This window comes from Bradyrhizobium sp. LHD-71 (assembly GCF_031157255.1).
Taxonomy (GTDB): Bacteria; Pseudomonadota; Alphaproteobacteria; order Rhizobiales; family Xanthobacteraceae; genus P52-10.
The window spans coordinates 1-25,282 of record NZ_JAVIFX010000017.1; the positions used below are offsets into that span (position 1 = coordinate 1).

The window sequence follows — 25,282 nt, forward strand, 5'->3', positions numbered from 1 at the left end:
CGAGTTGATCTGTTTGCCGCAGGGCACCTTGGCGGAGGCGATCCGCGCCGGCGGGGCGGGAATTCCCGCGTTCTTCACGCCGGTTGGTGTTGGAACCGAACTGACCAAGGGCAAGGAGGTGCGCGAGTTCGCTGGTCGCGAATACGTGCTCGAACATGCGCTGACAGCGGATCTCGCTCTTATTCGTGCTGACACGGCCGATCGTTTTGGCAATCTGACATTTCGCTACGCGCAGGCCAATTTTGGAACATCAATGGCGACCGCGGCGAAGCGATCAGTCGCGGAAGTTCGCGTGGTCAATGACGAGCCGACGCCGCATGATCGCGTGCAATTGCCGGGCGTGTATGTCGATCGGCTCGTCGTTGCGCCGGAGATCAAGCCATGAAGCTCAATCGTAGTCAGATGGCATGGCGCGCCGCTCAGGACATTGGTGACGGATGGCTCGTCAATCTTGGGATCGGCTTGCCGGTGGCGGTCGCGGATCACATTCCGCAAGGGCGCGACGTCTTCTTCCACTCGGAGAATGGCGTGATCGGTGTCGGCCCGCTGGCGTCGACCGAGCGTGCGGACTCTGATCTGGTCGACGCGGGAAGCCGCCAGATCACGCTCAGGGCCGGGGCATCGATCGTCGATTCCGCCTGGTCGTTCTCATTGATCCGTGGCGGACACATCGATGTGACCGTTCTCGGCGCATTCGAGGTTGCCGGGAACGGTGACCTTGCCAATTGGGATATGAAGATCCCGAACAAAGGCCCGCTGGTTGGCGGCGCGATGGATCTTGCCGCCGCTGCCAAGGCCGTGTGGATCGTCATGGAGCACAACACGCGTTCGGGCGGTCCGCGCATTGTCAAGGAGTGTACGTTGCCTCTGACCGCCAAGCGCTGCGTCAAACGCATCTATACGGACCTTGCCGTCATGGAGATCGGCCCGTCGGGTGTCATCGTCCATGAGATCGTCGATGGACTTTCGCGCGAAGAACTGCAGAAGCGCTCTGGGGCTCCGCTCACGTTCGCGGCCGATTGCAAGGCACTGACTGCGCCGCCACTCGCTGACGTCGCGCCGCAATAAACAGGCATATCGGGGAGACGCGTCATGGAAATCTCGCTATCGGGTCGGACGGCCATCGTCACCGGAGGCAGCAAGGGCATTGGCTATGCAATTGCGACACGGTTCGTGAATTCCGGTGCCGACGTGATGATCTGTGCGCGTGGACGTGAGGCGCTCGACGAGGCGGTAAAATCGATTGGTGCGCAGACGGCACCCACGAAGGGTGGCAACGCACGCGGCAGGATTGTCGGTGCGGCAGGCGACGTGTCGAAGCCGGACGATGTAAAGCGCATTTACGATGAAGCGATGAAGGCGTTCGGCAAGGTCGATATCCTGGTCAATAATGCCGGCGTATCGCGCGCTGGAGCGTTCGAGACGCTGACCGACGAACGGATGCAGGAAGATCTCGATCAGAAGCTGTTCGCTGCAATCCGTATGACGCGGCTGGTCTGGCCGCAGATGAAGGAGCGGCGCTGGGGCCGCGTCATCAACGTGCTCAATACGGGCGCGAAGGCGCCGCGTGCAGCGAGCGCGCCGACCTCGATCTCGCGCGCTGCCGGCATGGCGCTGACGAAAGTTCTGGCGGGCGAGGGCGCGCCGCATAACGTGCTGGTCAATGCGCTGCTGGTGGGCATCATTGAAGCAGATCAACACGTGCAGGCGGCCAAGCGCACAGGCGTTCCGATTGATGAATATATGGCGCAGCGGGCGAAGACGATTCCGCTTGGCCGTCCGGGCAAGGCGGAGGAGTTCGCGAATATGGCCTGCTTCCTCGTTTCGGACCAGGGTGGCTTTATCACGGGAACCGCGACCAACGTCGACGGCGGAATGTCTCCGGTCGTCTAGCGGTCGGCAACCAACAATATCAGATGCCGTCGATTGGAAATGCACGTCAGATTTCGATGACGTCGCTCGTGCCTGTGGCGGGCAAAGCCGAAGTACGCGTCGCGCGTGCGATCGCTGTCTGGCAGACCACGAGATCCTGATCGATCACCGCACGGATCTTGTATTGCGGGAGCCTATGCGGGTCTCGCAACAGGTTGTTGATCTCGAACTTGCCGTCTTCGCTGATGGTCTTCAGCGACGCGATGATGTGGCTGACTGCGCCGCGGTCGAAGAAGGGCAGCAGCAGCCGCTCGTACACGACTGTGCGCCCGTTGATGTCCTTGATCGTTGAGGCTGAATAAGTCGGCAGCTCACGGTTTGCACACTCTTCGTAGATCGGCAGCACGAGATCGACCATCTGTGGCCCGACGTAGTCACGCAGGTCGGTTCCGATGTTGTTCCGATCGGTTGTCCCGTAAGCTTGTGACAGTCGTGAACCATTGCTGTCGATAATGAACTGCCAGCTAAATTCATTGCGCTTCACGACGTAGTGGACGATGTCCTTGATCTCGTCCTCGATACGCACCGGGTTGTATTCGCTGATCGACGGGCGCGCACTGATGGTCGATCGCAAGCGTAGCCAGGTGTTCAGCAGGTCGCGCTGCTTGACCGATCGAACGATGGAAGGAGAAGCGCTCTCAAACATCATTGCCAGGGTCCGTCTCGGCGGTACTTGCTCGCAGCGAGCGAGTGGTCGGCAAAAAAAGCTTCCAGTATCCAAGGAGTTACCAAAGCGGGATTAAGGAAGGCTTTCAGGGCACAAGCAGAAAGGTGATATCGACGGCCGTTTGATTCAGGGCGTTTCGCAAGCAGTTCCCTGGTACTGTCGCACCGGCCGTCATGTTCCATCCCGACGATTTTGCAGGCGTTGGCCGTCCGACTTCTGATCGTTGCAGCGTTCGCAAGACCGTTCGGTCGAGTTAGGTCATTCACCAAGACGAAGTTCTGTCCGGCGAAACGCGCGATGAGCGGCGTCTGCGACTAAAGACTACTGCGGGAGGAGAAAACCATCGTCCTGCTCATCAATACGGCTTGCGGAATGCTTGATCTTCAACGCATATTCCGCCCCGCGAGAGGCCCCAATCAAGAGCGCTGAAGCTCCTATCCGCACGAAGACGGAACAGGCCGAAGGGAGATACGTCGAGAGACCTTGTAGTAAGCGTCGTTCGCTTCTGAAGGTCGCAAGGGGAATTTCGATTGAGTGGTGAGTTTATTCTCGAAACCCGCGGCCTGACGAAGGAATTCGCGGGTTTTGTTGCGGTCCATGACGTCAATCTCCGGGTACGCAGGGGCCACATTCACGCGCTGATTGGTCCGAATGGCGCCGGCAAAACGACCTGCTTCAACCTGCTGTCGAAGTTCCTGCAGCCGTCACGTGGCGAGATTCTCTATAACGGGAGAGACATCACTTCGCTGAGGCCTGCCGATATCGCGCGGCTGGGCCTCGTGCGTTCATTCCAGATCTCGGCGGTGTTTCCGCATCTGACGGCGCTCGAGAATGTTCGCGTCGCCTTGCAGCGTCAGCACGGCAGTTCCTTCGACTTCTGGCGGTCGAAATCGGTGCTCGATCGCTTCAACGATCGTGCCCACGAGCTTCTCAACGACGTCGGACTGGATGAGTTTGCGAACGTAATCGCGGTCGAGATGCCTTATGGCCGCAAACGGGCACTTGAGATCGCCACCACGCTCGCGCTCGATCCGGAGATGATGCTGCTGGATGAACCGATGGCCGGCATGGGCCACGAGGACATCGACAAGATTTCGGCGCTGATCAAACGGATTTCACGAAATCACACGATCCTGATGGTCGAGCACAATCTCAGCGTGGTGGCCAACCTTTCCAATACCATCACGGTGCTGACACGGGGGCGAGTGCTGGCCGAAGGAAACTATGCCGACCTGACCAAGGATGAACGCGTGAAAGAAGCTTATCTCGGAGCAGGCCATGCCTAGTCAGATGGCTGCGCAAGCGGCGCCGCGAACAGTGCAATCCGCTGCCGCGGACGCCGTGCTTCAGGTCGAGAATCTGCAGGCGTGGTACGGTGAATCGCACATTCTGCACGGAGTGAACTTCGACGTCCGTGGGGGCGAGGTCGTCACGCTGCTTGGCCGCAACGGCGCCGGTAAGACGACGACGCTCAAATCGGTAATGGGCATCATCGGCAAGCGCAGCGGATCCGTGTCCTTCGAGGGAAAGCAGATCATTCGCGCCTCGTCGGACAGGATCGCCAGGCTGGGCGTTGCCTTCTGTCCCGAGGAACGGGGCATTTTTGCCAGTCTCGACGTGCGCGAAAACCTGATGCTTCCGCCGCAAGTGCGCCCCGGTGGCCTGTCGCTCGATCAGATCTTCGAGTTGTTTCCGAACTTGAAGGAGCGGCTCAACAGCCAGGGCACCAAGCTCTCCGGCGGCGAGCAGCAGATGCTGGCGATCGCCCGCATCCTGCGGACGGGCGCCCGGTTCCTGATGCTTGACGAGCCGACCGAAGGCCTCGCGCCTGTCATCATCCAGCAGATCGGCAAGACGATAGCCGAGCTGAAAAAGCAGGGCTTCACGATCCTGCTCGTGGAGCAGAACTTCCGCTTTGCGTCGACCGTTGCCGACCGATTTTACGTTATGGAACACGGCAAAATCATTGATACATTTGCCAATTCGGATTTGGCGGCAAACATGGATAAGCTGCACGCCTATCTCGGCGTCTGAGCCGACAAGCGACATAATCCAAGACAAACGACAATAATCCAGGAGGGACAATGACACGATCTCTGGCAATGCTGACGCTGACGAGCGCGCTGGTCGCGGCGGCTGGCGCCTTCGCGCAAACGACGGATAAGAACGCCAAGATCGGCGTTCTCAACGACCAGTCGAGTCTCTACGCCGATGTCAGCGGCGCCGGCTCGACGTTGGCCGCCCAGATGGCGGTCGAAGACTCCGGACTGACCGGCAAGGGCTGGAAGATCGACGTGATCTCGGCCGATCACCAGAACAAGCCGGACGTCGGCACCAACATCGCGCGGCAATGGTTCGACGTGGAGAAGGTCGACGTCATCGCCGACGTGCCGACATCCAGCGTTGGGCTTGCGATCAACAACGTCGTGAAGGAGAAAAACGGCGTTTACCTGAACTCGGGTGCGGCTGCCTCCGACCTGACGACCACGCAGTGCTCGCCGAACACTGTGCACTGGACCTACGATACTTACCTGCTGGCGAACGGCACCGGCAAGGCGTTGGTGAAGGCCGGCGGCGACACGTGGTACTTCCTCACCGCGGACTACGCGTTCGGTCATGCGCTCGAACGCGACACCTCGGCGGTGGTTACCGCGAACGGGGGCAAGATCCTCGGTGGCGTCCGGCACCCACTCAACACGTCGGATTTCTCATCCTTCCTGCTGCAGGCCCAGGCATCGAAGGCAAAGATTGTCGGTCTCGCCAACGCCGGTGGTGACACGACCAACTCAATCAAGCAGGCTGCCGAATTCGGCATTGTCACGGGGGGCCAAAAGCTCGCCGGCCTTCTTATGTTCATCTCCGACATCCATGCGCTCGGTTTGAACACCGCGCAGGGTATGAATTTCACCGAGACCTTCTATTGGGACCTGAACGACCAGACGCGTGCGTTCTCCAAGCGGTTCTCGGAGCGCATGCGGAACAAGGCGATGCCGACCATGGTCCAAGCCGGTGTCTACGCTGCGACACTGCACTATCTCAAGACGCTGGAGGCGCTCGGCGGCAATCCGCATGACGGCGTCAAGGTCGTCGCGAAGATGAAGGAAATGCCGACCGACGATCCGCTGTTCGGCAAGGGAACCATTCGCGCCGACGGACGCAAGCTGCACCCCGGTTACCTGTTCGAGGTGAAGAAGCCGTCGGAATCGAAGTATCCGTGGGACTATTACAAGCTCGTCGCGACAATTCCGGCTGACGAGGCCTTTACCCCGGTAGACAAGAGCCCTTGTCCGCTGCTGAAGAAGTAAGATGGTTATGGCCCGGCGGCGGCTCGCCGCCGGGCTGCCTTCTTTGATGCGTTCTCTGAACCGGATTGCGTGACGATGGGGATCAATACGCAGGCGCTGATGGCGCAACTGCTGGTCGGGCTGATCAACGGCTCGTTCTATGCACTGCTGAGCCTGGGGCTGGCCGTCATTTTCGGCATGCTCAACATCATCAATTTCGCCCACGGCGCGCTCTACATGATGGGCGCCTTCGTCGCCTATTTCCTGCTGAGCATCTTCGGACTCAACTACTGGTTTGCGCTTGTGCTTGCGCCGATCATCGTTGGCGCATTCGGAATGATCCTCGAACGCACGATGTTGCAGCGGCTCGCGGGTCTCGACCACCTTTATGGATTGCTTCTGACCTTCGGCCTGGCCCTAATCATCCAGGGCGTGTTCCAGAACTTTTTCGGATCGTCCGGCCTGCCGTACGCCATTCCGACGGCCCTGCAGGGAGGCACCAATCTCGGCTTCATGTTCTTGCCGACCTACCGCGCATGGGTGGTCGTGTTCTCGCTCACGGTCTGCCTGCTCACCTGGTTCCTGATCGAAAAGACCCGGCTCGGCGCTTATTTGCGAGCGGCCACGGAGAATCCGACGCTGGTCCGCGCCTTTGGCGTCAATGTGCCTCGCATGATCACGCTGACCTATGGGCTCGGTGTCGGACTTGCCGCACTTGCCGGCGTTCTGTCGGCGCCCATCAATCAGGTCCGGCCGCTGATGGGAGCGGATCTGATCATCGTGGTGTTTGCGGTGGTGGTGATCGGCGGCATGGGCTCCATCATGGGGTCGATCGTGACCGGCTTCATGCTCGGCGTGCTTGAAGGATTGACCAAGTACTTTTATCCCGAAGCCTCGAACACGGTCGTGTTCGTATTCATGGTCCTGGTGCTTTTGTTAAAGCCTTCCGGACTGACGGGCAGGGCGGCGTAACGATGACAAGCATCACCGAAAACGCGGACATACGGCAGCCTGCGCGGTCAGGTAGCGAGCACTCGATCGCGATCGCTGCGATGGCCGTGATCTTGATTGTGCTGCCATGGACGGGGGTTTATCCGTACTTCATCATGCAGGCGCTTTGCTTTGCCCTGTTTGCGTGCGCTTTCAATCTCCTGATCGGCTACGGCGGATTGCTGTCGTTCGGCCACGCCATGTTCCTCGGCACTGCCGGTTACATTACGGCACATGCGATCAAGGAGTGGGGCTTCCCGCCTGAACTGGGAATTCTGGCCGGCACGCTTGCCGCCGCTGCGCTCGGTGTACTCGCCGGACTTGTGGCGATCCGACGCCAGGGCATCTATTTCGCGATGATTACGCTCGCGCTGTCGCAGCTTCTGTACTTCGTGTACCTGCAGGCGAAGTTCACCCATGGTGAGGACGGCATTCAGAGCGTGCCTCAAGGCAAGCTGTTCGGCTTGTTCAACCTGTCCCAGCCCTTGACGCTCTACTACGTGGTGCTGGCGTTCTTTCTGTTCGGCTTCCTCATCATCTACCGGGCGATCAACTCGCCGTTTGGCGAAGTTCTGAAATCGATTCGCGAAAACGAGCCGCGCGCCATTTCGCTCGGGTACAGGACCGACCAGTACAAGCTGCTGGCCTTCATTCTTTCGGGAACCCTCGCCGGACTGGCCGGGGCGGTGAAAGTGCTGGTGGCCCAGAATGCCTCGTTGACCGACGTGCACTGGACCATGTCCGGCGAAGTCGTCCTCATTGTCCTGCTCGGCGGTCTCGGCACCATTTTTGGACCCGTGGTTGGGGCCTTCATCATCATCGCCATGCAGCAATATCTTGCCGGCTTCGGGCAGTGGGTGCTGGTGATCCAGGGCGTAATCTTCGTTGTCTGCGTGCTGGCGTTCCGCCGGGGTATCGTCGGCGAAATCGCGTACTACACGGGGCGTTCGCTCTGAATTTTTGCTACGTGTGGCTGCGCACAAAGCGGTGGATGGCAGCCAGCAGCGCACTTGCCTGTCCCGGAAAAGCTGTATGACAGATTTGTGACAGTGCGCCGGGACTGGCGCGTGAGGAATGCTTATGCTGCTGCGTTGGTTTCGGGCCCTTTTGCCGCGGGAGGAGCGGTTCTTCGAGCTTTTTAATCAGCATGCTCAAGTGGTTGTGGCCGGCGCCGATGCCTTGCAGGGGGTGTTGCGGGGCGGTCCGGATATCCAGAAGTATTGCCAGCTCGTGACCCAGCATGAGAGCGAAGCCGACAACATCACCCGCCAGGTGCTGACGGCGGTGCGCCGTACCTTCATCACCCCGTTCGATCGCGTCGACATCAAGAACCTCATTACTTCGATGGATGACGCCATCGACCAGATGGAGCAGACGGCCAAGGCCGTCATGTTGTTCGAGGTCGAGGAGTTCGAGCAGCCGATGCGCGAGATGGGCGCGATCATCTCCGAGTGCGCCGGCCTTGTGGTGCAAGCGCTGCCATTGTTGCAGTCGATCGGCCAGAACGTCGGCACGATCACGGCGATCACTGAGGAACTGACCAAGCTGGAAGGCAGGGTGGACGACCTGCACGATATCGGTCTGAAAGAGCTGTTCCTCAAACATCGCCACGCCAATGCGATGGACTTTATCGTCGGCGTGGAAATCTACGATCACCTCGAGAAGGTTGCGGACCGGTTCGACGACGTCGCCAACGAAATCAATAGCATCATGATCGAGCAGGTTTGAGGATGGTCCCGACGAGAAGGGGCCGGCGTTCGGTCATGCTTGAAACAGGAATCGAGATCGCGTCCGGTTTCCACGCGGTCGGAGCGTGAGCCGTGGACGCCGCGCTGGCTTTTCCCGTTCTCGTCGTCTTGATCGTCGTGGCGCTGACGTTTGATTTCCTCAACGGCCTGCACGACGCCGCCAACTCGATTGCGACCATCGTCTCGACTCGCGTGCTGCGTCCGCAATATGCCGTGGCATGGGCAGCGTTCTTCAACTTCATCGCCTTTCTGTTCTTTGGCCTGCATGTCGCGGAAACGCTCGGCACCGGTATTGTCGATCCCGGCATCGTCGACGCGCAGGTCATTTTTGCAGCCTTGATGGGGGCGATCGTCTGGAACCTGTTGACGTGGTGGCTCGGCATTCCTTCTTCCAGTTCCCACGCGTTGATCGGCGGGCTGGTCGGTGGGGGGATTGCGAAGGGTGGATTAGCCACGCTGGTGTGGAGCGGCCTGACCAAAACGCTGGCGGCTATCGTGCTTTCGCCGCTGGTGGGGTTTCTACTCGCGCTGTTGTTGGTCGCGATCGTGTCGTGGCTTTCAGTGCGTACGACACCGTTCGTCGTCGACCGCGCATTCCGTGTGCTGCAGTTCGTGTCCGCATCGGCTTATTCGCTCGGCCATGGCGGCAACGACGCACAGAAGACCATGGGCATCATCGCCGTGCTCCTGTTCTCGCAGGGCCATCTGGGCAGCGAGTTCTATGTCCCGTTCTGGGTCGTCATCACCTGTCAGGCGATGATGGGCCTGGGCACGCTGATGGGCGGCTGGCGCATCGTCAAAACGATGGGCTCGCGCATCACGCGGCTGACACCGATGCAGGGATTCTGCGCGGAAACCGGCGGCGCGGCCACGCTCTTCACGGCCACGGCGTTCGGCGTGCCGGTGTCGACGACCCATACGATCACAGGCGCCATCGTCGGCGTCGGCGCCGCGCGCCGCGTCTCCGCCGTGCGCTGGAACATCGCAAGCTCGATCGTGGTCGCCTGGGTGATCACGATCCCGGCCTCGGCGTTCATCGCGGCTGTGACCTACGAGATTGTCGCGTTCCTCAAATGACGCGGGTCAAGTGACGGCCTTGAGCCCGGCGATACCTGCGACGATCATGCCGATACAGGCGAGGCGAATGGCGCTTGCCGGCTCGCTGAAGAGGTAGATGCCGAGGATGGCAACGCCGACCGTGCCGATGCCGGTCCAGACAGCGTATGCGGTTCCAACCGGCAACGATTTCAGCGCCAGTCCGAGCAACACGATGCTGCTTATCATGCTTGCGACTGTGAACACGCTCGGCCACAGCTTCGTGAAACCGTCGGTATATTTGAGGCCGATCGCCCAGCCGATCTCCAGAAGCCCCGCCAGAAAAAGAATGGTCCAGGCCATGCGGCCCTCCTCATAAAGGGCAGGGCCGTCCCTGCAACAAATCTCCGGCGCGAGGTCGTCCGCGCGCGCTGCGGTTAATTCGCTTTATATGGTGTTTCCAGCTCGAAACCGCAACTGCGCGACATCCGGCCGCCCCCTTGATCCCGGCGCGTTTTGCTGCCACACGGCAGCCGTCATGCGCGACACCACCGCTCCGGAGATTCTGAAGGAAAACGCCGCCCCGGCCGCAAATTCGCTCGCGGGCGAAGTCGCGCGCCGTCGCACCTTTGCGATCATCTCGCATCCGGACGCCGGCAAGACCACCCTGACAGAGAAGCTGCTGCTGTTCGGCGGGGCGATCAACCTCGCGGGCCAGGTAAAGGCGAAGGCTGACCGGCGCAACACGCGCTCCGACTGGATGAAGATCGAGCGCGAGCGCGGCATTTCGGTCGTGACCTCGGTGATGACGTTCGAGTTCGACGGCCTCGTCTTCAACCTGCTCGATACGCCGGGCCACGAGGACTTCTCGGAAGATACCTATCGTACGCTGACCGCTGTCGATTCGGCCGTGATGGTGATCGATGCGGCCAAGGGAATCGAGGCGCGCACGCGTAAGCTGTTCGAGGTGTGCCGCCTGCGCGATATCCCGATCATTACCTTCATCAACAAGATGGATCGTGATAGCCGCGATCCCTTCGAACTGCTCGACGAGATCGAAAAGACGCTGGCGCTCGACACTGCGCCCGTGACCTGGCCGATCGGGCGCGGCCGTGACTTTGCCGGTACCTACGACATCGCGACCGGCGGTGTTCGCCTGCTCGAGTCCGACAGCAAGACCGGCGCCACGCAAAAGATTGCAATCGAGGATATTGCGAAGAAGAACGCGAACCTCGACGCGGTGGCGATCAAGGACGAGCTTGAACTCGTTTCGGAGGCCTGCAGGCCTTTCGATCTGCAAGCCTTCCGCGAGGGCCACCTGACGCCGGTGTTCTTCGGCAGTGCGCTCCGCAATTTCGGCGTCGGCGATCTGCTCGAAGGCCTCGGGCGCTACGCCCCGTCACCGCGCGCGCAGGATTCGAACGTCCGTCGGATAGAGGCGGACGAAAACAAGATGACCGCCTTCGTGTTCAAGATCCAGGCGAACATGGATCCGAACCACAGAGATCGCATCGCGTTTGCGCGGCTGTGTTCGGGCAAGCTGGTGCGCGGCATGAAGGCGAAGCTGGTCCGCACCGGCAAGCCGATGCCGCTGTCGTCGCCGCAGTTCTTCTTCGCCCAGGACCGGGCGCTCGCCGACGAAGCGTTCGCGGGCGACGTAGTCGGTATTCCCAATCACGGCACGCTCAGGATCGGCGACACTCTGACCGAGGGCGAGGACATCGTGTTCGTCGGCGTGCCGAGCTTTGCACCTGAAATCGTGCGCCGGGTCCGGCTGACCGACGCCATGAAGGCGAAGAAGCTGAAGGAGGCATTGCAGCAGATGTCGGAGGAGGGCGTCGTGCAGGTGTTTCGGCCGCGCGACGGCGCTCCGGCCCTGGTCGGCGTCGTCGGACAGTTGCAACTCGACGTGCTCAAAGCCCGGCTCGACGCCGAGTATGGCCTGCCGGTCGATTTCGAGCAGAGCGAGTTTCAGCTCGCACGTTGGATCTCGGCGGAAGATCCGAAGAAGCTGGACGCGTTCATCGCCGCCAACGGGTCAGGCGTCGCCGACGACGTCGACGGCGATCCGGTGTATCTGGCACGCAACCAGTTCTATCTCGATTACACGCGAGAGCGCGCCGAAGGCATCGCCTTCACCAATGTCAAGGATGTGAAGAAGAAGGCATAAGGAGGCCTCATGCGGCTGCTTCGATGGCTTGGTGCAGTGGCGCTCACCGCAGCTTTCCTGCCGCTTTCGGCCGATGCACAGACCACGCGGCGCACATGTAGCATCCTTGACGGGCGGTCCTGTATGCCGAACCGTTGTACGGGTCTGGATCCCGGCTGCCTTGTTCACGCGCAGCTCAGCATCAGTGAAGGTTTGCGGCTGACGCTCGGGACACGGGCCGCCGCCGATGCGAAGAAGCCGGAAGGCAAGCTGAACACGTTGCGCGACCTGTTCGCAGCGCTGCGTGCGTGTTGGGAGCCGCCGCCGCCCGAGAATGCACATCGCGGCATGCAGATGTCGATGCGCTTTTCACTGAGCCGCAATGGCCGATTCATCGGTCCGCCGCGCGTCACTTATGCAACGCGCGAGGTGAGCCAGCGAACGCGTGATCTTTATCGTGACGCCATGGCGCAATCGCTGGAGGGCTGCATGCCGCTGCCCCTCACTAAAGAGTTTGCGGGTGCGATCGCCGGACGGCCAATCGTCGTCCGCATTATCGATGATCGTGAAGCCTCCGAGCGACCGCCGGTCTGAACCGCAGCAACGTTATTGACGAAAATCATGTTTGCTACGGCCTTGAAGCCTAGGCTTGAGGCCGGCCTTTATGGCCCGCATTGGCCTACGGGTCGATGTATCTGATTTTATTGCGGTATGCTGGTCTTGCCCGCGGACCGTTCGGGCATGACGAAGGAGAGGTTTTGGTGCGTCTCCGGTCATATTTTGTTCTCGCTGCTTCGGTCGTCGTTTCCTGGCCCGCGAGCGCGGAGGTCGGTTCGCGAAGTTGCGGGCCTCTCGGCGAGCGGGGCTGTTTCGCGCAAGTGCGAGCGGCGCCGGGTGACGTCAATACGGGGATGCCTGAGCAAAAGCTCAACACCCTGAGCGAGCTGTTCGGAGCTTTGCACGCCTGCTTCACGCCGCCGACGCTCGAAGCTGCGCACCGCGGCATGGAAATGACGATCCGCTTCGCGGTCAACCGAGAGGGCAACATTTTCGGCCAACCCTTCGTGACATATTCGTCACCGAACGTGAGCCAAAAGACGCGCGATCTTTATCGTGCCGCAGTCATCCATTCGCTGCGAGAGTGCACGCCGCTGCCACTGAGCAATGAACTGGCCAACGCGATCGCCGGCGGGCCGATCAACTTCCACGTCGTCGACGATCGCAAAGACACGCCTTCGCGCTGATCCTCGAAGTTGGGAGGGCAGGGGTCAGTTGATCCTGATGTCCGCGGCCTTGATGACATCGGCCCAAAGTTTCTTCTCGGCGGTGATGCGGGCGCGCAGCTCTTCTGGAGACGACGGCGCAGGGTCGATCAGTTGCACCTTCAGCTTCTCCTTTACGGATGGATTTTCCAATGCCTTCCGGACTTCGGAGTTGATTTGCGCGATCACGTCCGGCGGCGTGCCGGCCGGTGCGATCAGTGCGTTCCAGGCGTCGGATTCAACGTCGATACCGCTTTCCTTCAATGTCGGCACGTCGGGCAGGTACGGCGACCGTTTCGCGGTCGAGACCGCAAGGATCCTGAGCTTGCCTTCGTCGAGCTGCGGCGTAACGGCGCTCGCCGGAAGGCACGCGACCTGGACGTCGCCGCGGATCACAGCCGTTACTGCTGCGGGCGAGCCGCCATAGGGGACGTGGACCATCTTTGTGCCCGTCTGAACGCCGATGGCTTCCATGGTCAGATGCGACAGCGACCCGGCACCGATCGAGCCGTAGGTGATTTTCCCCGGATCCTTCCTTAGCAGCGCGACGAACTCAGCCACTGTCTTGATGCCAAGTGAGGCAGGCACCACCAGCGCGCTCGGCAACGTCGTCAGCATTGTTATCGGTGCGATATCCTTTTCGGGGTCGTACGGCAGCTTCGAGAACAGGTTGGCGTTGATTGCGAGCGGTCCGCCGAGGGAAATGCCGATCGTCGTTCCGTCCGGCGCAGACTTCGCCACCGCGTCGGTACCAGTGTTGCCACCCGCGCCCGGCCTGTTGTCGACGACGACCGTCGCACCAGGGTGGCGCGACTGAATATCGCCGGCGATCAGGCGGCCTATGATGTCGGGGGTCGAGCCGGCCGCGAACGGCACGACCAGTTTCACAGGCTTTGTCGGCCAGATCTTCTCCGCGTCCTGCGCATGAGCCGGCGCGAGCGCCAGCAGCGCCGCGGCAAAGAACAAGCTGATCTTCATCGTCATCACACCAATTATTCCCTGTCCGCAGTGTTACGCCCGTTGTTAACCTTGTTCGCCCCTCCATTCCGGCATTGCTCGCGTACTTTCGCGGCATTGCACGCAATGGCGCAAAGATGGTACCCGAAGCCCCTCTTGCCCTGCGGCCGGCGCGAACCATATCAGCGCCGGCGCATGGCCGGAAAGCCTCAGGGACGAGGGTGCTGAAAGGGCTGGCGGGAGGACATCGTGGGGCTGATCGTCATGGTCGCCGGGCTCGCCGTATTTGTCGGCACGCATCTGGTCACGACGCAACGCGGCTTGCGCGCGGCGCTGATCGCGCGTCACGGCCTGAGCGTTTACAAGCTCGGTTACAGCATCCTGTCGGCCATCGGCCTTGCGCTGATCGTTTATGGTTTCGCTCGATATCGGGCAACCGGATGGATCAATGTCTGGTATCCGCCGACTGGCATGCGGCATCTGGCGTTGGCGTTGATGTTGCCCGCAACGATCATCTTCGTTTCAGCTTACCTGCGCGGCTACATCTGGCGTTTCATGAAACACCCGATGCTTGTCGCCATCAAGATCTGGGCGCTGGCGCATCTGCTCGCAAACGGCGATCTCGGTTCGATCATCCTGTTCGGCTCGATTCTCGCCTGGGCGGTGTTCGACCGGATCACGCTGAAGAGTCGTGACGACCCGGGTGGCCCGCCGATTCCGTTCGGCGGCGTACGCAATGACGTGCTCGCGGTCATCGTCGGCCTCGTCGTCTATGCGGCGCTGATATTTGCATTTCATCCTGCCGTGATCGGCGTTTCCGTCATTGGAGTTTGAGTCATGTCCGTGCAAACTGCTGTCAAGCGCGCAACTGCGCCCGATATCCGCGCGCGCAAGCGTGGCGAACCGATCGTGATGTTGACGTCATATCATGCGCATACCGCCGGTCTCGTCGATCGCTTTTGCGATGTCATCCTGGTGGGCGACTCGCTCGGCAACGTGATGCACGGCTTCGAGACGACCGTGCCGGTCACGCTCGAGATGATGATCCTGCAGGGACGCGCAGTGATGCGCGGCTCGAAGCAAGCGCTGGTCGTCGTGGATATGCCGTTCGGCTCCTACGAAGCTTCGAAGGAGCAGGCGTTTCACTCGGCCGCGCGCATCATGAAAGAAACGCACTGCGGTGCCGTGAAGCTCGAAGGCGGCAAGCGCATGGCCGAGACCGTGGCCTTCCTGACGCAACGGGGCATCCCGGTGATGGGGCATATCGGGCTGACACCGCAGTCGATCAACACGCTGGGCTCTTTCCGGGCGCAGGGGCGCGAAGAGGCCAACTGGGCGCCGATTGAGGAGGACGCCCGGGCGATCGCTGATGCGGGCGCCTTCGCCATGGTGGTCGAGGCGGTGGCCGAGCCGCTCGCAAGGAAGATCACCGAATCGATCGACGTGCCGACGATCGGCATCGGAGCAAGCGCCGCTTGCGATGGGCAGGTGCTGGTGCTGGAGGACATGCTCGGTCTGTCGCCATGGACGCCGAAATTCGTCAAGCGCTACGGCAATCTGGGCCCGGCGATTCAAGCGGCAATCGAGGCCTATGCCGCCGAGGTGCGCTCCAGGGCCTTTCCGGGACCGGAGCATGTTTATGGGATGGCAAAGCCGAAGGCCTCTCCAAAGGGGTGAGGCCATCGTCGGGTGTTGAGATCCACGTGTTAACGCTTTGAAACCACAGGGTTTGCCTTGCCCTCGCCATACCGGTAGGGTAACCGCCTGCACACGGGGTCAAATTTGCGGGCGCTTGGCTCGTTTCGGGGATACCCGGCTGTTCTTCAGCCGCCGTTGCATGGATTTTACCTTAAGTGTCTGAGATATTTGACGAAGTCCAGGAAGAGGTCCGGCGCGAGCAGCTCAGGAGGCTGTGGCAGCGCTACGCGACGCTGATCGTCACGGTTGCGCTGCTGATCGTCGCCGGCGTTGGCGGCTGGCGCGGTTATCTCTACTGGGAAGGCAGGAAGGCGCAGGAGGCCGGCGCGCAGTTCGAAGCCGCGGTTGCCCTGGCTGATCAGAAGAAGAGTGCAGAAGCGGAAGCGGCCTTCCTGAAGATCGCAGCCGAAGCGCCGCAGGGTTATCGCGTCCTCGCAAAATTCCGAGCCGCTGCCGAGCGCGGCACGCGTGATGTGCCCGGCGCGGTGAAGCTTTACGACGAGATCGCCAGCGACCGGAATGCCGGCGCGGCCGAGCAGGATCTCGCGGCGTTGCGCGCGGCGAGCCTTCTCGTCGACACGGCTTCCTACGCCGATATCAAGGCGCGGCTCGAGCCGCTGACCGGACCGAACCGCACGTATCGCCACAGCGCGCGTGAATTGCTCGCCGTGTCTGCCTGGCGCAACAAGGATATGGCCGCCGCGAGGCAGTGGATCGATATGATCGGCACGGATGCGGCGTCTCCGCAGACCCTGCGTTCGCGCATGGAGGCGCTGCAGGCGTTGCTGCCGTCGACGGCGAAAGGTTGAGCCATGGGGGAGAGGGTCGCCATGTGTCGCACGTCGCGCTTGCTCGCCGCAGCGTTCGTAGTTTGCTTCGCGGGTGCACTTGGTGGCTGCAGCAGCATTCCGGCCCCTTCCTGGGATCCGACCGACCTGCTTGATTTCCTTGATACGAAGAAGAAGACGCCCGGCGAACGCAAGCCGGTGTTTCCGGAAGGGGTTCCGGGGATCACGCAAGGCGTGCCGCCGGAGCTGATGAAGGGCGCGCAGCAGCCTGCAGCCGCTGCCGACGCTCAGGCCACTGCGACGGTCCCGCCGGCCGAAGCGCAGCCTGCGCCGCCTTCGGCCAAACGTTCGAGAGCTGCAGCGAAACGTCCGTCAGCGGTCGAGATCGCGCCTGACGATGTGAACGTCGATGACGCACCGCAGTCGCCGGGCCGTCAGGCGCAGCAGCCGCAGGCAAATCCTTTCCCGGCACCGCTGCCGCGCTAAGATCGACCAAATTGATTGTACCTTCGCCCGCGACGATACGCATGGGCGTTCTCCGGCACTGAAGCATGGCCTTCACGATTGCATTGATCGGGCGCCCCAACGTCGGCAAGTCGACGCTGTTTAATCGTCTCGTCGGGCAGAAGCTCGCGCTGGTCGACGATCAGCCCGGCGTCACCCGTGACCGCCGCGAGGGCGACGCGCGCCTTGGCGATTTGAGGTTTACCGTCATCGACACAGCGGGCCTCGACCACGGCGCCAAAGGCTCGCTAACGGCACGGATGCGCGAGCAGACGGCGATGGCGATTGATGCGGCCGACGCCCTGATGTTCATCGTCGATGCACGCGCCGGCCTCACGCCGCAGGATCGTGCCTTCGCGGACTTGGTGCGCAAAGCGGACAAGCCGGTGGTGCTGGTCGCGAACAAGAGCGAGGGCAGGCAGGGGCAGGCGGGAGCAGCAGAAGCCTTTGCACTCGGACTCGGCGATCCGATCCCGATCTCGGCCGAACACGGCGAAGGGACAAGCGATCTCTACGATGCGCTTGCCGCGATCATGCCTGAACCGTCCGACGAGCTCGACGAAGCTGACCAGCCGGAGGCCGGCGATGTCGAGACCAGGCCCATTCGCGTTGCGATCGTCGGACGGCCCAATGCCGGCAAGTCGACATTGATCAACCGGCTCCTCGGAGAGGAGCGGTTGCTGACCAGCCCCGAGGCGGGCACCACCCGCGACTCCATTGCCGTGGATGTGGAGCGGCAGGGCCGCAGCTTCCGGGTCTTCGACACGGCCGGACTGCGCCGCCGGTCGCGGATCGACGAGAAGCTGGAGAAGCTGTCGGTTGCCGACGCGCTGCGCGCGATCCGCTTTGCCGAAGTCGTCGTGCTGATGATGGACTCGCAGAACCGCCTTGAGGAGCAGGATCTGCGCATTGCGGATCTGGTCGAGCGCGAAGGCCGTGCGCTCGTGATCGCGGTGAACAAGTGGGATTTGGTCGAACGCAAGGGCGGCGAGATCGGCAGGCTGCGCGAGGAGGTCGAGCGACTGCTGCCGCAGATTCGCGGTGTGCCGCTGGTTGTCGTATCCGGCCTCAGCGGCGACGGGCTTGATCGACTGATGAAGGCGGTCGAGGAAGCGTATGCGACCTGGAATAAGCGCGCGCCGACCAGCGCGCTCAACCGCTGGTTCGAGCAGGCGATCGCCGCCAATCCGCCGCCGGCGGTGTCCGGTCGAAGGCTGAAGCTGAACTATGTGACGCAGCCGAAGTCGCGGCCGCCGAGCTTCGTCGTCTTTTGCTCGCGGGCCGACGCGGTGCCGGAATCTTACAAGCGGTATCTCATCAACAGTATCCGCGAGGCATTCGATATGCCGGGCACGCCGATCCGCATCATTCTGCGCGAGAAAGCCAACCCATTCGAGCACAAGCGGAAAAAAATCAGGTGAGCGTCGCGAGTGGCGGACTAGAGCGCTTTTCGATTAGTTTGAATTGGAAAGCGCTCTAGATTCGTTTGTTTGGTTGCATTTTCTGCGGCAAACCGGTGTTCATTTTTCCGGAAAATGCTCTAGTTTGCCACCATGGTCGATGGGCGGAAGCGCATGATTGCGCGCGTGCCCGCGTAAACGAAGAAGGCCAGAACAACCGTCTGAGCGACTAGGAACGGTGGTTCGGATTGGGTCGGCGCCAGCGCCGTCAGTCCAGGGACCTTCAGGAAGGCCTGCACCACCAGCACAAAGACGTTCAAGTAAAGCGCGACCAACGCCGTCACGGCGTAAATCCAGCGCCAGGCATCCTTCAGGCGGAACGAGTAGCGTGCAGCCGCCGCGATCGCGAGGACGGCAAGCGAAATGATGCCGAAAATGTGCGAGGGCAGGAGCTTCGTGAACGGAAACACGAAGCCGGTGACACTGGTTGCGACGGTTGTAATCAGGAAGATTGCCGTCCAGCTTTCGAGCCGCCGGCTATCGAACATGCCAGCCAGAACGACAAATCCTGAGAGAATACCTATCAGGCTGAGTAAGACGTGGATGAAAGTGAGGGGATCCATTCCGAAGATCACGGCAGTTGCTCCGTAGCCGCTCGCAGCGCGAGCGTCGCTTCGCTCGTCCGTAGCCGTTCGAAGAACGGCGTCGCTTCGCTCGCCCGTAGCCGTTCGAAGAACGGCGTCGCTTCGCTCGCCCGTAGCCGTTCGAAGAACGGCGTCGCTTCGCTCGCCCGTAGCCGTTCGAAGAACGGCGTCGCTTCGCTCGCCTATGAGGCCTGCAAGAACCTTACGGCGTAGGAGACAAAAACGCTACATGTGGCTGACGCGACTTAAGAGGGAGGATGAAAGCTCAGCGTCTTGCGGCTCGGATAGTCATAGATCTTGCCGGTCTCGCTCCATGAAGGCAGACAGAGCGGCACGATCAATTCGGCGACCTGCTCCGGGGTGTCGAGCGTGAGCGGGTCTTCGCCAGGCATCAGGATTGCTCGCATCCTTGTGCGGATTGGCCCTGGATTGAACAGATTGACCCGCAACGGCGTATTTGCCGTCTCATTCGCCCAGGCGCGCGCGAGCACCTCGAGCGCAGCCTTCGAGGCCGCGTAGGGGCCCGCATAGGCTGTGGCTTTCGCCGCCGCACCGGAGGAGATGAAGACCGCGCGCGGCGCGTCCGATTGCTTCAGCAAAGGCTCCATGCAGCGGATGAGCTGGAAATTGGCATTCACATTGACGGCCATCGTGTCGGTCCACAACTTCATGTCGATGTGGCCGAGCGGTGAAACCGGGCCGAGCACGGCGGCGTTGCCTACCATCACGTCGAGCTTGCCCTGGCGCTCGTTCAAGGCCGCGCCGAGACGCGCGATGCCGTCGAAATCGGTTATGTCGAGCGGCACCAGCGTCGTCGTTCCGCCCTGCGCCTTGATTGCATCGTCCAGCTCTTCGAGCGCGCCGACCGTTCGCGCCACCGCGATCACATGCGCGCCAGCGCGCGACAGTGCGAGCGCTGTGGCATGACCGATGCCGCGCGAGCAGCCGGTCACGAGAGCGGTACGAGAGGCGAGAGGCTTTGTCATGAATGCAGGGTCTCTGGACCGTCAGGCCCGGCCTCGTGCCGGGCATCGGCGGTTTGCGACCGGGGTTTTATAGACGTCGTTGGCCAGGGCAAGTCCCGGGACGACCCGGCGTTGCCCGCCCGTAAAGCGGCCATGACCTGGCAGCGGTGAATGTACGCGCTAGCTCGCTTCGGCCAGCAGCGAAAGCTGCCGCGGCTGCGGCGAGGCCTCGGCGCGATCGGTCAGCGGGGTCGGATAATCGCCGGTGAAGTAGTGGTCGGTGAATTTCGGCTGCGCCGGATCGCGCCCTGGTTCGCCCATCGCCCGATAGACACCGTCGATCGACAGGAACGCCAGCGAGTCCGCGCCGACGATCTGTCGCATCTCTTCAAGATCATGGGTCGCCGCCAAAAGGCTTTCGCGGTCCGGCATGTCGATGCCGTAATAGTCCGGATGGGTAATTGGCGGCGAGGCGATCCGGAAATGCACTTCGCGGGCGCCCGCGTCACGCATCATCTTGACGATCTTCTTCGAGGTCGTGCCACGCACCAGACTGTCGTCGATCAGAATGATACGCTTTCCGGCAATCGCGGCGCGGTTGGCCGAATGTTTCATGCGTACGCCGAGCTCGCGCACGCTCTGCGTGGGCTGAATGAACGTGCGGCCAACATAGTGGTTGCGGATGATGCCGAGCTCGAACGGTATCCCGGATTCGTGGCTGTAGCCGATTGCGGCAGGCACGCCGGAATCCGGTACCGGCACCACCACATCGGCAGCGACATTGCTTTCGCGCGCGAGCTCAGCGCCGATCGCCTTGCGCACGTCATAGACCGGCCGCCCTCCGAGGATCGAATCCGGACGCGAAAAATAGATGTATTCGAACAGGCACGGCCGGGCCCGCATCGGCGGGAACGGCTTGTGGCTCTGGACGCCGGCCTCGTCAAACACGATGACTTCACCGTTGTCGATGTCACGCACGTACTTGGCCCCAATGATATCGAGTGCGCAGGTTTCCGAGGTCAGGATCGGACAGCCATCGAGCTCACCGAGCACGAGCGGGCGGATCCCAAGCGGATCGCGCGCGCCGACGAGTTTCTTGTTTGTGAGCGCAACCAGCGAATATGCACCTTCGATCGCGCGCAGCGCCTCGATGAAGCGGTCGATGAAATGGTTGCGTTTCGACTGCGCAACCAGATGCAGGATGACTTCAGTGTCCGTGGTTGACTGCATCATCGCGCCGTTACGCACGAGTTCGCGGCGAAGCGTCAGGCCGTTGGTCAGATTGCCGTTGTGGGCGACGGCAAAGCCGCCGGCGTTCAGTTCCGCGAACAGCGGTTGAACGTTGCGCAGGATGGTTTCACCGGTGGTGGAATAGCGGACATGGCCGACCGCCGACGAACCTGGCAGGCGGTCGATAACTTCGCGTCTGGAGAAGGTATCGCCGACGAGACCGAGGCGGCGCTCGGAATGAAAGCGTTTGCCGTCGAAGGCGACGATACCGGCGGCCTCCTGACCCCGATGCTGCAGGGCGTGCAAGCCGAGTGCGGTGATGGCGGCCGCTTCCGGATGGCCGAAGATGCCGAACACGCCACATTCCTCGCGCAGCTTGTCGGAATCAAGGTCGAGATGATCGTCGAGCGCCTGGTCGGCGTCGCCGGAAACCTTGCTGGTCGTGTCCATTGCGCCTCTCGCTCTCAAGGGGGCTTAGCGCCCCGACGTCGACTTACCTTCGATCAACTGGCGAAGCCCGTCCCGCTGCGATTTGGAGTACCCGCCCGTGTCGGTGGCGACCGCGGCATTCTGCGGTTGGGCGGGCGACAGTTCCGTCTGCTCGTCCTTGTCGCGCTTCAACCTCTTTAAGATGGTGGTCTCTGGGTCATCCGGCAACATCGACATGAGCCAATTTCCGGTTGATTGCAGCACGCTGAGCGATTTTGCGGTGCGGACCCAGTCCGGCTGCTGCTTGTCCGGAACCAGCCAGACGAAGAACAGGAAGGCGACAACCACAATCAACAGGCCGCGGCCCAGTCCGAACAGAAAGCCGAGAGTGCGATCGAGCGCGCCGATGCGCGAATCCAGCACCATGTCGGAAACTTTCGAGGTCATGATCGTGGCCAACACGAGTGTGCCGATAAAAACGCCCGCGATGACGGCAATGGAGGCGATGGTGTCGTTCTGGAAGTAGGCCTTGGCCTGCGGCAGCAGCCGAGGGAATGCGTAGAGGGTGGCGATCGCCGCTGTGGCCCATGCAGCAATGGAGAGGATCTCGCGCATGAAGCCGCGGATCATGGCCAGCAGGCCCGACAGCAGCATCACCGACAGCACGATCACATCAAGCAGGGTAATGGGCATCGGGTCGTCAGGTCCGCTTCAATTGCTTGGGCGAATCGGCGTCGGACGCCCACCCTCTAGTGACGATGCAATAGTGCATCCTGCAAGGCCGCCGATTGTGGTTCCAGAGCATTTAATTGAAGTGTGTCCGAGATCACGGTCGGGCCCCGCGCCGGCTGTATAGCCGCGCGGGCGCGCGTCGTCACGGCTAAACAGCGATCAATGCGCAATTTTGTACTCGAATCGGCTGTTCGGCGGCAGCGCGCCCCCAGCTGGAAAGCCCCCAGGCCGATCCGCTGCCGCGGGGGATGATCGCCGCCGGCCATCTCGATGGCTCGGATCGGGGCAGTTCCGTCAAATTCGAGGGAAGTCGTTAGCCGGCTGTTGACCGGGATTGAGATCAGGCCAGCCGATCGAGGCAATGGAACCGCATTCGCCACACAAGCGCCGATCAAGAACTCCTCAAGTGGACGGGATCAATCTCACCGAGAGCCCATGCAGAGCGCCTTGCCCGGATCGAGCCGTCGGCTCTTGAAACTGGTTGCGCCTTTTCTGGCGATTGTCATCGTGCAGGCGATGCTCGCCGGCGCGAGCATGGCGATCCTGACCTCGGTGCGAGCCTACATCGCAGGCGAAAGCCTCTGGTCCAAGGGCGAGAAGGAGGCCGTCTCGAGCCTGCTTCTGTATCTGCAGACGCGCGACGCGGATCGCTTCGCGCGATATGAAGCCGCGCTTGCGATCCCGCTTGGGGACCTCGAGGCGCGCCGCGCGCTGGAGCAGGATCCGGTCGATCTCGAGCAGGCGACGAAAGGGTTCATCCAGGGCGGCAATCATCCCGACGACATTCCGGGCTTGATCCGACTGTTCCGCTACTTTCGCTGGTTCAGCTACTTTTCCGCAGCCGTGGACAGTTGGCGCGCGACCGACGCGGGCATTGAAGAACTTGTCCGTGTCGGCGGCGCCATCAAGGCGGCGTTCGCCGATAACTCCATGACGCCGACCGATCTCACAAACTTCCGGCGACAAATCGAGCTGGTTGACGCGCGCATCGCGCCGGAGGCGCTGCGATTTTCCGAAAGCCTCGGTCAGGGATCGCGGCTGGTGGCCGCCATTCTCACGTCGATCAATGTTGTCGGCGCTCTGGGGTTGGCGATGCTCGTGCTCTGGCACTTGCGCAACCTCCTGATGCAGGGCGCGCGCTCGGAACGTGCGTTGAAGGCGGAGAAGGAACGGGCCCAGATCACCCTTGCGTCGATCGGCGATGCGGTCGTAGCGACGGACGCCCTTGGCCGGATTGATTATCTCAACCCCGCCGCCGAGCGACTGATCGGCACCACGTGTCTGGAAGCGCAGGGGCAGACGACCGACACGCTGTTTCGCATCATCGAGAGCGGCGATGAGGGGGCGATCGTAAGCATCGCGAGCTCGACGCCAGGCAGTTCGTCGATCGCAACGATGCAACTCGTGCGTCCGGACGGCAGCCGCGTGGCGGTGTCGCGAACCAGCAGTGCGCTTGATCCGAAGAGCGAAACCAGTCTCGGGGCTGTCCTGGTCCTGCACGACAGAACGGTCGAACAGGAGTTCATTCAACGTCTCTCGCATCAAGCGGCCCACGACGCGCTTACAGGGCTCGCTAATCGGCCGGAATTCGAACGCTGCCTGACAGTAGCTCTGAACGACCAGTATGCGGCGCTGCACGCCTTGATGGTTCTTGACGTCGATCAGTTCAAGAACGTCAACGACACCTGTGGCCACGCCGCCGGTGACCAACTGCTTCGTCAGATCGCCGACATTTTGCAGCAGCAGCTCGCTTCGGACGACCTCGTTGCAAGACTCGGCGGTGATGAATTCGCTGTCCTGCTGCGCCACCGCGGCGAGCGCCCGGCCTTGGGCGTTGCCGAACGCATTCGCAATTCGGTCGAGCAATTCGCCTTTTCCTACCGGAGCCGACCGTTTGCCGTCACGGTCAGCGCCGGCCTTGTCTCTCTGGGACAATGCGCACGGAGCCTGGAGGAGGTGCTGCGGGCGGCGGATACCGCCTGCTATCTCGCGAAGCAAAGCGGCAGGAACCGGGTCGAAGTCTACCGTTCGTCCGAGACTGAGCTGACGCAGCGCATGAGCGAGATGGCCTGGCTTCAGCGTCTGAACCTGGCGCTGGAGAACGACGGCTTTTGCCTTTACGAGCAGACCATTGTCTCCCTCCAGGCGCCGGAAACAGACGAAGGCGCGCATGTCGAAGTGCTGCTTCGGCTCAAGGATCTGAACGGGGCGCTGGTTGCGCCCGGAAGCTTTATGCCGGCGGCAGAACGCTACGGACTTACGGAACTGCTCGATCGATGGGTGATCAGGAACGCGCTGCCGGTTCTTGCGGCTCGCTTGAAACAGGAGCAAGCGACGATCGAGACATGCGCGATCAATCTTTCCGAAGCAACATTGACCGGGGGTGGGTTCGTCGACTTCGTGCACGAGCAGTTTGTTCTCCATGACGTCCCGCCGTCGCTGATCTGCTTCGAAATCGCCGAGACCACAGCGGTCTCCAACTTGTCGGCGGCCGGCGACCTCATACGTTCGCTGAGGCGGCTCGGCTGCCGCTTCGCGCTCGACGATTTCGGCAGCGGCATGTCATCCTTCGCCTACCTGAAGACGCTTCCTATCGACTACCTCAAGATTGACGGCGGCATGGTCCGCCATCTTGTGAGCGACCGTGTCGATCGCGCGATGGTGGAGATGATCGCTCAGGCCGCAAGGGTCCTCCGCGTCGCGACGATCGCGGAGTGGGCGGAAACCCCGGATATCGTCGAGCTACTCCGGCAGCTTGGAATTGACTACGCGCAAGGATATGCGGTCGGTCGGCCGCAGCCGTTCTGCGCCTCGGCGAAATCCGCAGATGAAAAGGCTCGCGAAGTCGCGTGAAAGCTTCGCCACGAA

The 25,282-nt window shown here is 61.7% G+C and carries 26 protein-coding genes; 19 read left to right on the forward strand and 7 right to left on the reverse strand.

The window, feature by feature from the left end; genetic code table 11:
- From RCO31_RS19130 to RCO31_RS19140, 3 genes are all read left to right on the forward strand, one after another.
- The coding region (locus tag RCO31_RS19130; protein ID WP_308970035.1) for a 3-oxoacid CoA-transferase subunit A at positions 1 to 385 on the forward strand (385 nt) is incomplete at its 5' end.
- A complete protein-coding gene (locus RCO31_RS19135) occupies positions 382 to 1,068 on the forward strand; it encodes a 3-oxoacid CoA-transferase subunit B (RefSeq protein WP_308970036.1) in 687 nt (228 codons plus the stop codon). The genes RCO31_RS19130 and RCO31_RS19135, both read left to right, overlap by 4 nt.
- A gap of 24 nt (positions 1,069 to 1,092) precedes the next feature.
- Positions 1,093 to 1,893 carry an SDR family oxidoreductase gene (locus tag RCO31_RS19140; RefSeq protein WP_308970037.1) on the forward strand — a complete coding sequence of 267 codons (801 nt, stop codon included), beginning with the start codon at positions 1,093 to 1,095 and terminating at the stop codon, positions 1,891 to 1,893.
- 46 nt (positions 1,894 to 1,939) lie between these two features.
- Here the strand turns inward: RCO31_RS19140 and RCO31_RS19145 are convergent, their stop codons facing one another.
- Entirely contained in the window at positions 1,940 to 2,581 is a 642-nt protein-coding gene (locus tag RCO31_RS19145) for a hypothetical protein (protein WP_308970038.1), read from the reverse strand.
- 548 nt (positions 2,582 to 3,129) lie between these two features.
- Between RCO31_RS19145 and RCO31_RS19150 the strand changes: the two genes are divergently transcribed.
- The 7 genes from RCO31_RS19150 to RCO31_RS19180 all read left to right on the forward strand — a co-directional run bounded on the left by RCO31_RS19150 (position 3,130) and on the right by RCO31_RS19180 (position 9,698).
- Complete coding sequence (locus tag RCO31_RS19150) at positions 3,130 to 3,885, forward strand: ABC transporter ATP-binding protein (RefSeq protein WP_308970039.1); 756 nt, start codon at positions 3,130 to 3,132, stop codon at positions 3,883 to 3,885.
- A complete protein-coding gene (locus RCO31_RS19155) occupies positions 3,878 to 4,633 on the forward strand; it encodes an ABC transporter ATP-binding protein (RefSeq protein ID WP_374991505.1) in 756 nt (251 codons plus the stop codon). Before RCO31_RS19150 ends, RCO31_RS19155 begins: the two co-directional genes overlap by 8 nt.
- A gap of 50 nt (positions 4,634 to 4,683) precedes the next feature.
- Positions 4,684 to 5,904 (forward strand): ABC transporter substrate-binding protein, encoded by a 1,221-nt coding sequence (locus tag RCO31_RS19160; RefSeq protein WP_308970040.1) that lies wholly within the window; start codon positions 4,684 to 4,686, stop codon positions 5,902 to 5,904.
- 75 nt (positions 5,905 to 5,979) lie between these two features.
- Positions 5,980 to 6,855: a branched-chain amino acid ABC transporter permease gene (locus RCO31_RS19165; protein ID WP_308970041.1), complete on the forward strand. Its 876-nt coding sequence runs from the start codon at positions 5,980 to 5,982 to the stop codon at positions 6,853 to 6,855.
- 2 nt (positions 6,856 to 6,857) lie between these two features.
- Positions 6,858 to 7,829: a branched-chain amino acid ABC transporter permease gene (locus RCO31_RS19170; RefSeq protein WP_308970042.1), complete on the forward strand. Its 972-nt coding sequence runs from the start codon at positions 6,858 to 6,860 to the stop codon at positions 7,827 to 7,829.
- Between the two features lie 127 nt (positions 7,830 to 7,956).
- Entirely contained in the window at positions 7,957 to 8,601 is a 645-nt protein-coding gene (locus RCO31_RS19175) for a DUF47 domain-containing protein (RefSeq protein ID WP_308970198.1), read from the forward strand.
- Positions 8,602 to 8,693: 92 nt separating this feature from the next.
- The gene (locus RCO31_RS19180) at positions 8,694 to 9,698 is read left to right on the forward strand and encodes an inorganic phosphate transporter (RefSeq protein WP_308970043.1); all 1,005 of its coding nucleotides are present in this window, start codon (positions 8,694 to 8,696) and stop codon (positions 9,696 to 9,698) included.
- Positions 9,699 to 9,704: 6 nt separating this feature from the next.
- Here the strand turns inward: RCO31_RS19180 and sugE are convergent, their stop codons facing one another.
- Complete coding sequence (gene sugE / locus RCO31_RS19185; protein ID WP_308970044.1) at positions 9,705 to 10,019, reverse strand: quaternary ammonium compound efflux SMR transporter SugE; 315 nt, start codon at positions 10,017 to 10,019, stop codon at positions 9,705 to 9,707.
- Between the two features lie 175 nt (positions 10,020 to 10,194).
- On the opposite strand from sugE, the gene RCO31_RS19190 reads away from it, so the two are divergent.
- From RCO31_RS19190 to RCO31_RS19200, 3 genes are all read left to right on the forward strand, one after another.
- Complete coding sequence (locus RCO31_RS19190) at positions 10,195 to 11,826, forward strand: peptide chain release factor 3 (RefSeq protein ID WP_308970045.1); 1,632 nt, start codon at positions 10,195 to 10,197, stop codon at positions 11,824 to 11,826.
- A 9-nt stretch (positions 11,827 to 11,835) separates the two neighbouring features.
- Complete coding sequence (locus RCO31_RS19195) at positions 11,836 to 12,399, forward strand: hypothetical protein (RefSeq protein ID WP_308970046.1); 564 nt, start codon at positions 11,836 to 11,838, stop codon at positions 12,397 to 12,399.
- A 317-nt stretch (positions 12,400 to 12,716) separates the two neighbouring features.
- A complete protein-coding gene (locus RCO31_RS19200; RefSeq protein WP_308970047.1) occupies positions 12,717 to 13,049 on the forward strand; it encodes a hypothetical protein in 333 nt (110 codons plus the stop codon).
- Positions 13,050 to 13,073: 24 nt separating this feature from the next.
- Here RCO31_RS19200 and RCO31_RS19205 read toward each other — a convergent pair whose 3' ends face one another.
- Positions 13,074 to 14,045 (reverse strand): tripartite tricarboxylate transporter substrate binding protein, encoded by a 972-nt coding sequence (locus RCO31_RS19205; protein WP_308970048.1) that lies wholly within the window; start codon positions 14,043 to 14,045, stop codon positions 13,074 to 13,076.
- Positions 14,046 to 14,273: 228 nt separating this feature from the next.
- Between RCO31_RS19205 and RCO31_RS19210 the strand changes: the two genes are divergently transcribed.
- The 5 genes from RCO31_RS19210 to der all read left to right on the forward strand — a co-directional run bounded on the left by RCO31_RS19210 (position 14,274) and on the right by der (position 18,435).
- Complete coding sequence (locus RCO31_RS19210) at positions 14,274 to 14,858, forward strand: NnrU family protein (RefSeq protein ID WP_308970049.1); 585 nt, start codon at positions 14,274 to 14,276, stop codon at positions 14,856 to 14,858.
- Between the two features lie 3 nt (positions 14,859 to 14,861).
- Complete coding sequence (panB, locus tag RCO31_RS19215; protein ID WP_308970050.1) at positions 14,862 to 15,701, forward strand: 3-methyl-2-oxobutanoate hydroxymethyltransferase; 840 nt, start codon at positions 14,862 to 14,864, stop codon at positions 15,699 to 15,701.
- Between the two features lie 176 nt (positions 15,702 to 15,877).
- Positions 15,878 to 16,531, forward strand: a complete 654-nt coding sequence (locus RCO31_RS19220; RefSeq protein ID WP_308970051.1) for a tetratricopeptide repeat protein — start codon at positions 15,878 to 15,880, stop codon at positions 16,529 to 16,531.
- A gap of 21 nt (positions 16,532 to 16,552) precedes the next feature.
- Positions 16,553 to 16,996 carry a hypothetical protein gene (locus RCO31_RS19225; protein WP_308970052.1) on the forward strand — a complete coding sequence of 148 codons (444 nt, stop codon included), beginning with the start codon at positions 16,553 to 16,555 and terminating at the stop codon, positions 16,994 to 16,996.
- A gap of 65 nt (positions 16,997 to 17,061) precedes the next feature.
- Positions 17,062 to 18,435 carry a ribosome biogenesis GTPase Der gene (der, locus tag RCO31_RS19230; protein ID WP_308970053.1) on the forward strand — a complete coding sequence of 458 codons (1,374 nt, stop codon included), beginning with the start codon at positions 17,062 to 17,064 and terminating at the stop codon, positions 18,433 to 18,435.
- A gap of 119 nt (positions 18,436 to 18,554) precedes the next feature.
- Here der and RCO31_RS19235 read toward each other — a convergent pair whose 3' ends face one another.
- From RCO31_RS19235 to RCO31_RS19250, 4 genes are all read right to left on the reverse strand, one after another.
- Entirely contained in the window at positions 18,555 to 19,037 is a 483-nt protein-coding gene (locus RCO31_RS19235) for a hypothetical protein (RefSeq protein WP_308970054.1), read from the reverse strand.
- A 266-nt stretch (positions 19,038 to 19,303) separates the two neighbouring features.
- On the reverse strand, positions 19,304 to 20,044 hold the full coding sequence (locus RCO31_RS19240) for an SDR family NAD(P)-dependent oxidoreductase (RefSeq protein ID WP_308970055.1): 741 nt from the start codon (positions 20,042 to 20,044) through the stop codon (positions 19,304 to 19,306).
- Between the two features lie 159 nt (positions 20,045 to 20,203).
- On the reverse strand, positions 20,204 to 21,703 hold the full coding sequence (purF, locus tag RCO31_RS19245) for an amidophosphoribosyltransferase (RefSeq protein WP_308970056.1): 1,500 nt from the start codon (positions 21,701 to 21,703) through the stop codon (positions 20,204 to 20,206).
- 24 nt (positions 21,704 to 21,727) lie between these two features.
- Positions 21,728 to 22,375, reverse strand: a complete 648-nt coding sequence (locus RCO31_RS19250) for a CvpA family protein (RefSeq protein WP_308970057.1) — start codon at positions 22,373 to 22,375, stop codon at positions 21,728 to 21,730.
- A 474-nt stretch (positions 22,376 to 22,849) separates the two neighbouring features.
- Between RCO31_RS19250 and RCO31_RS19255 the strand changes: the two genes are divergently transcribed.
- Entirely contained in the window at positions 22,850 to 25,267 is a 2,418-nt protein-coding gene (locus RCO31_RS19255) for an EAL domain-containing protein (protein ID WP_308970058.1), read from the forward strand.
- Positions 25,268 to 25,282 lie beyond the last annotated feature (15 nt).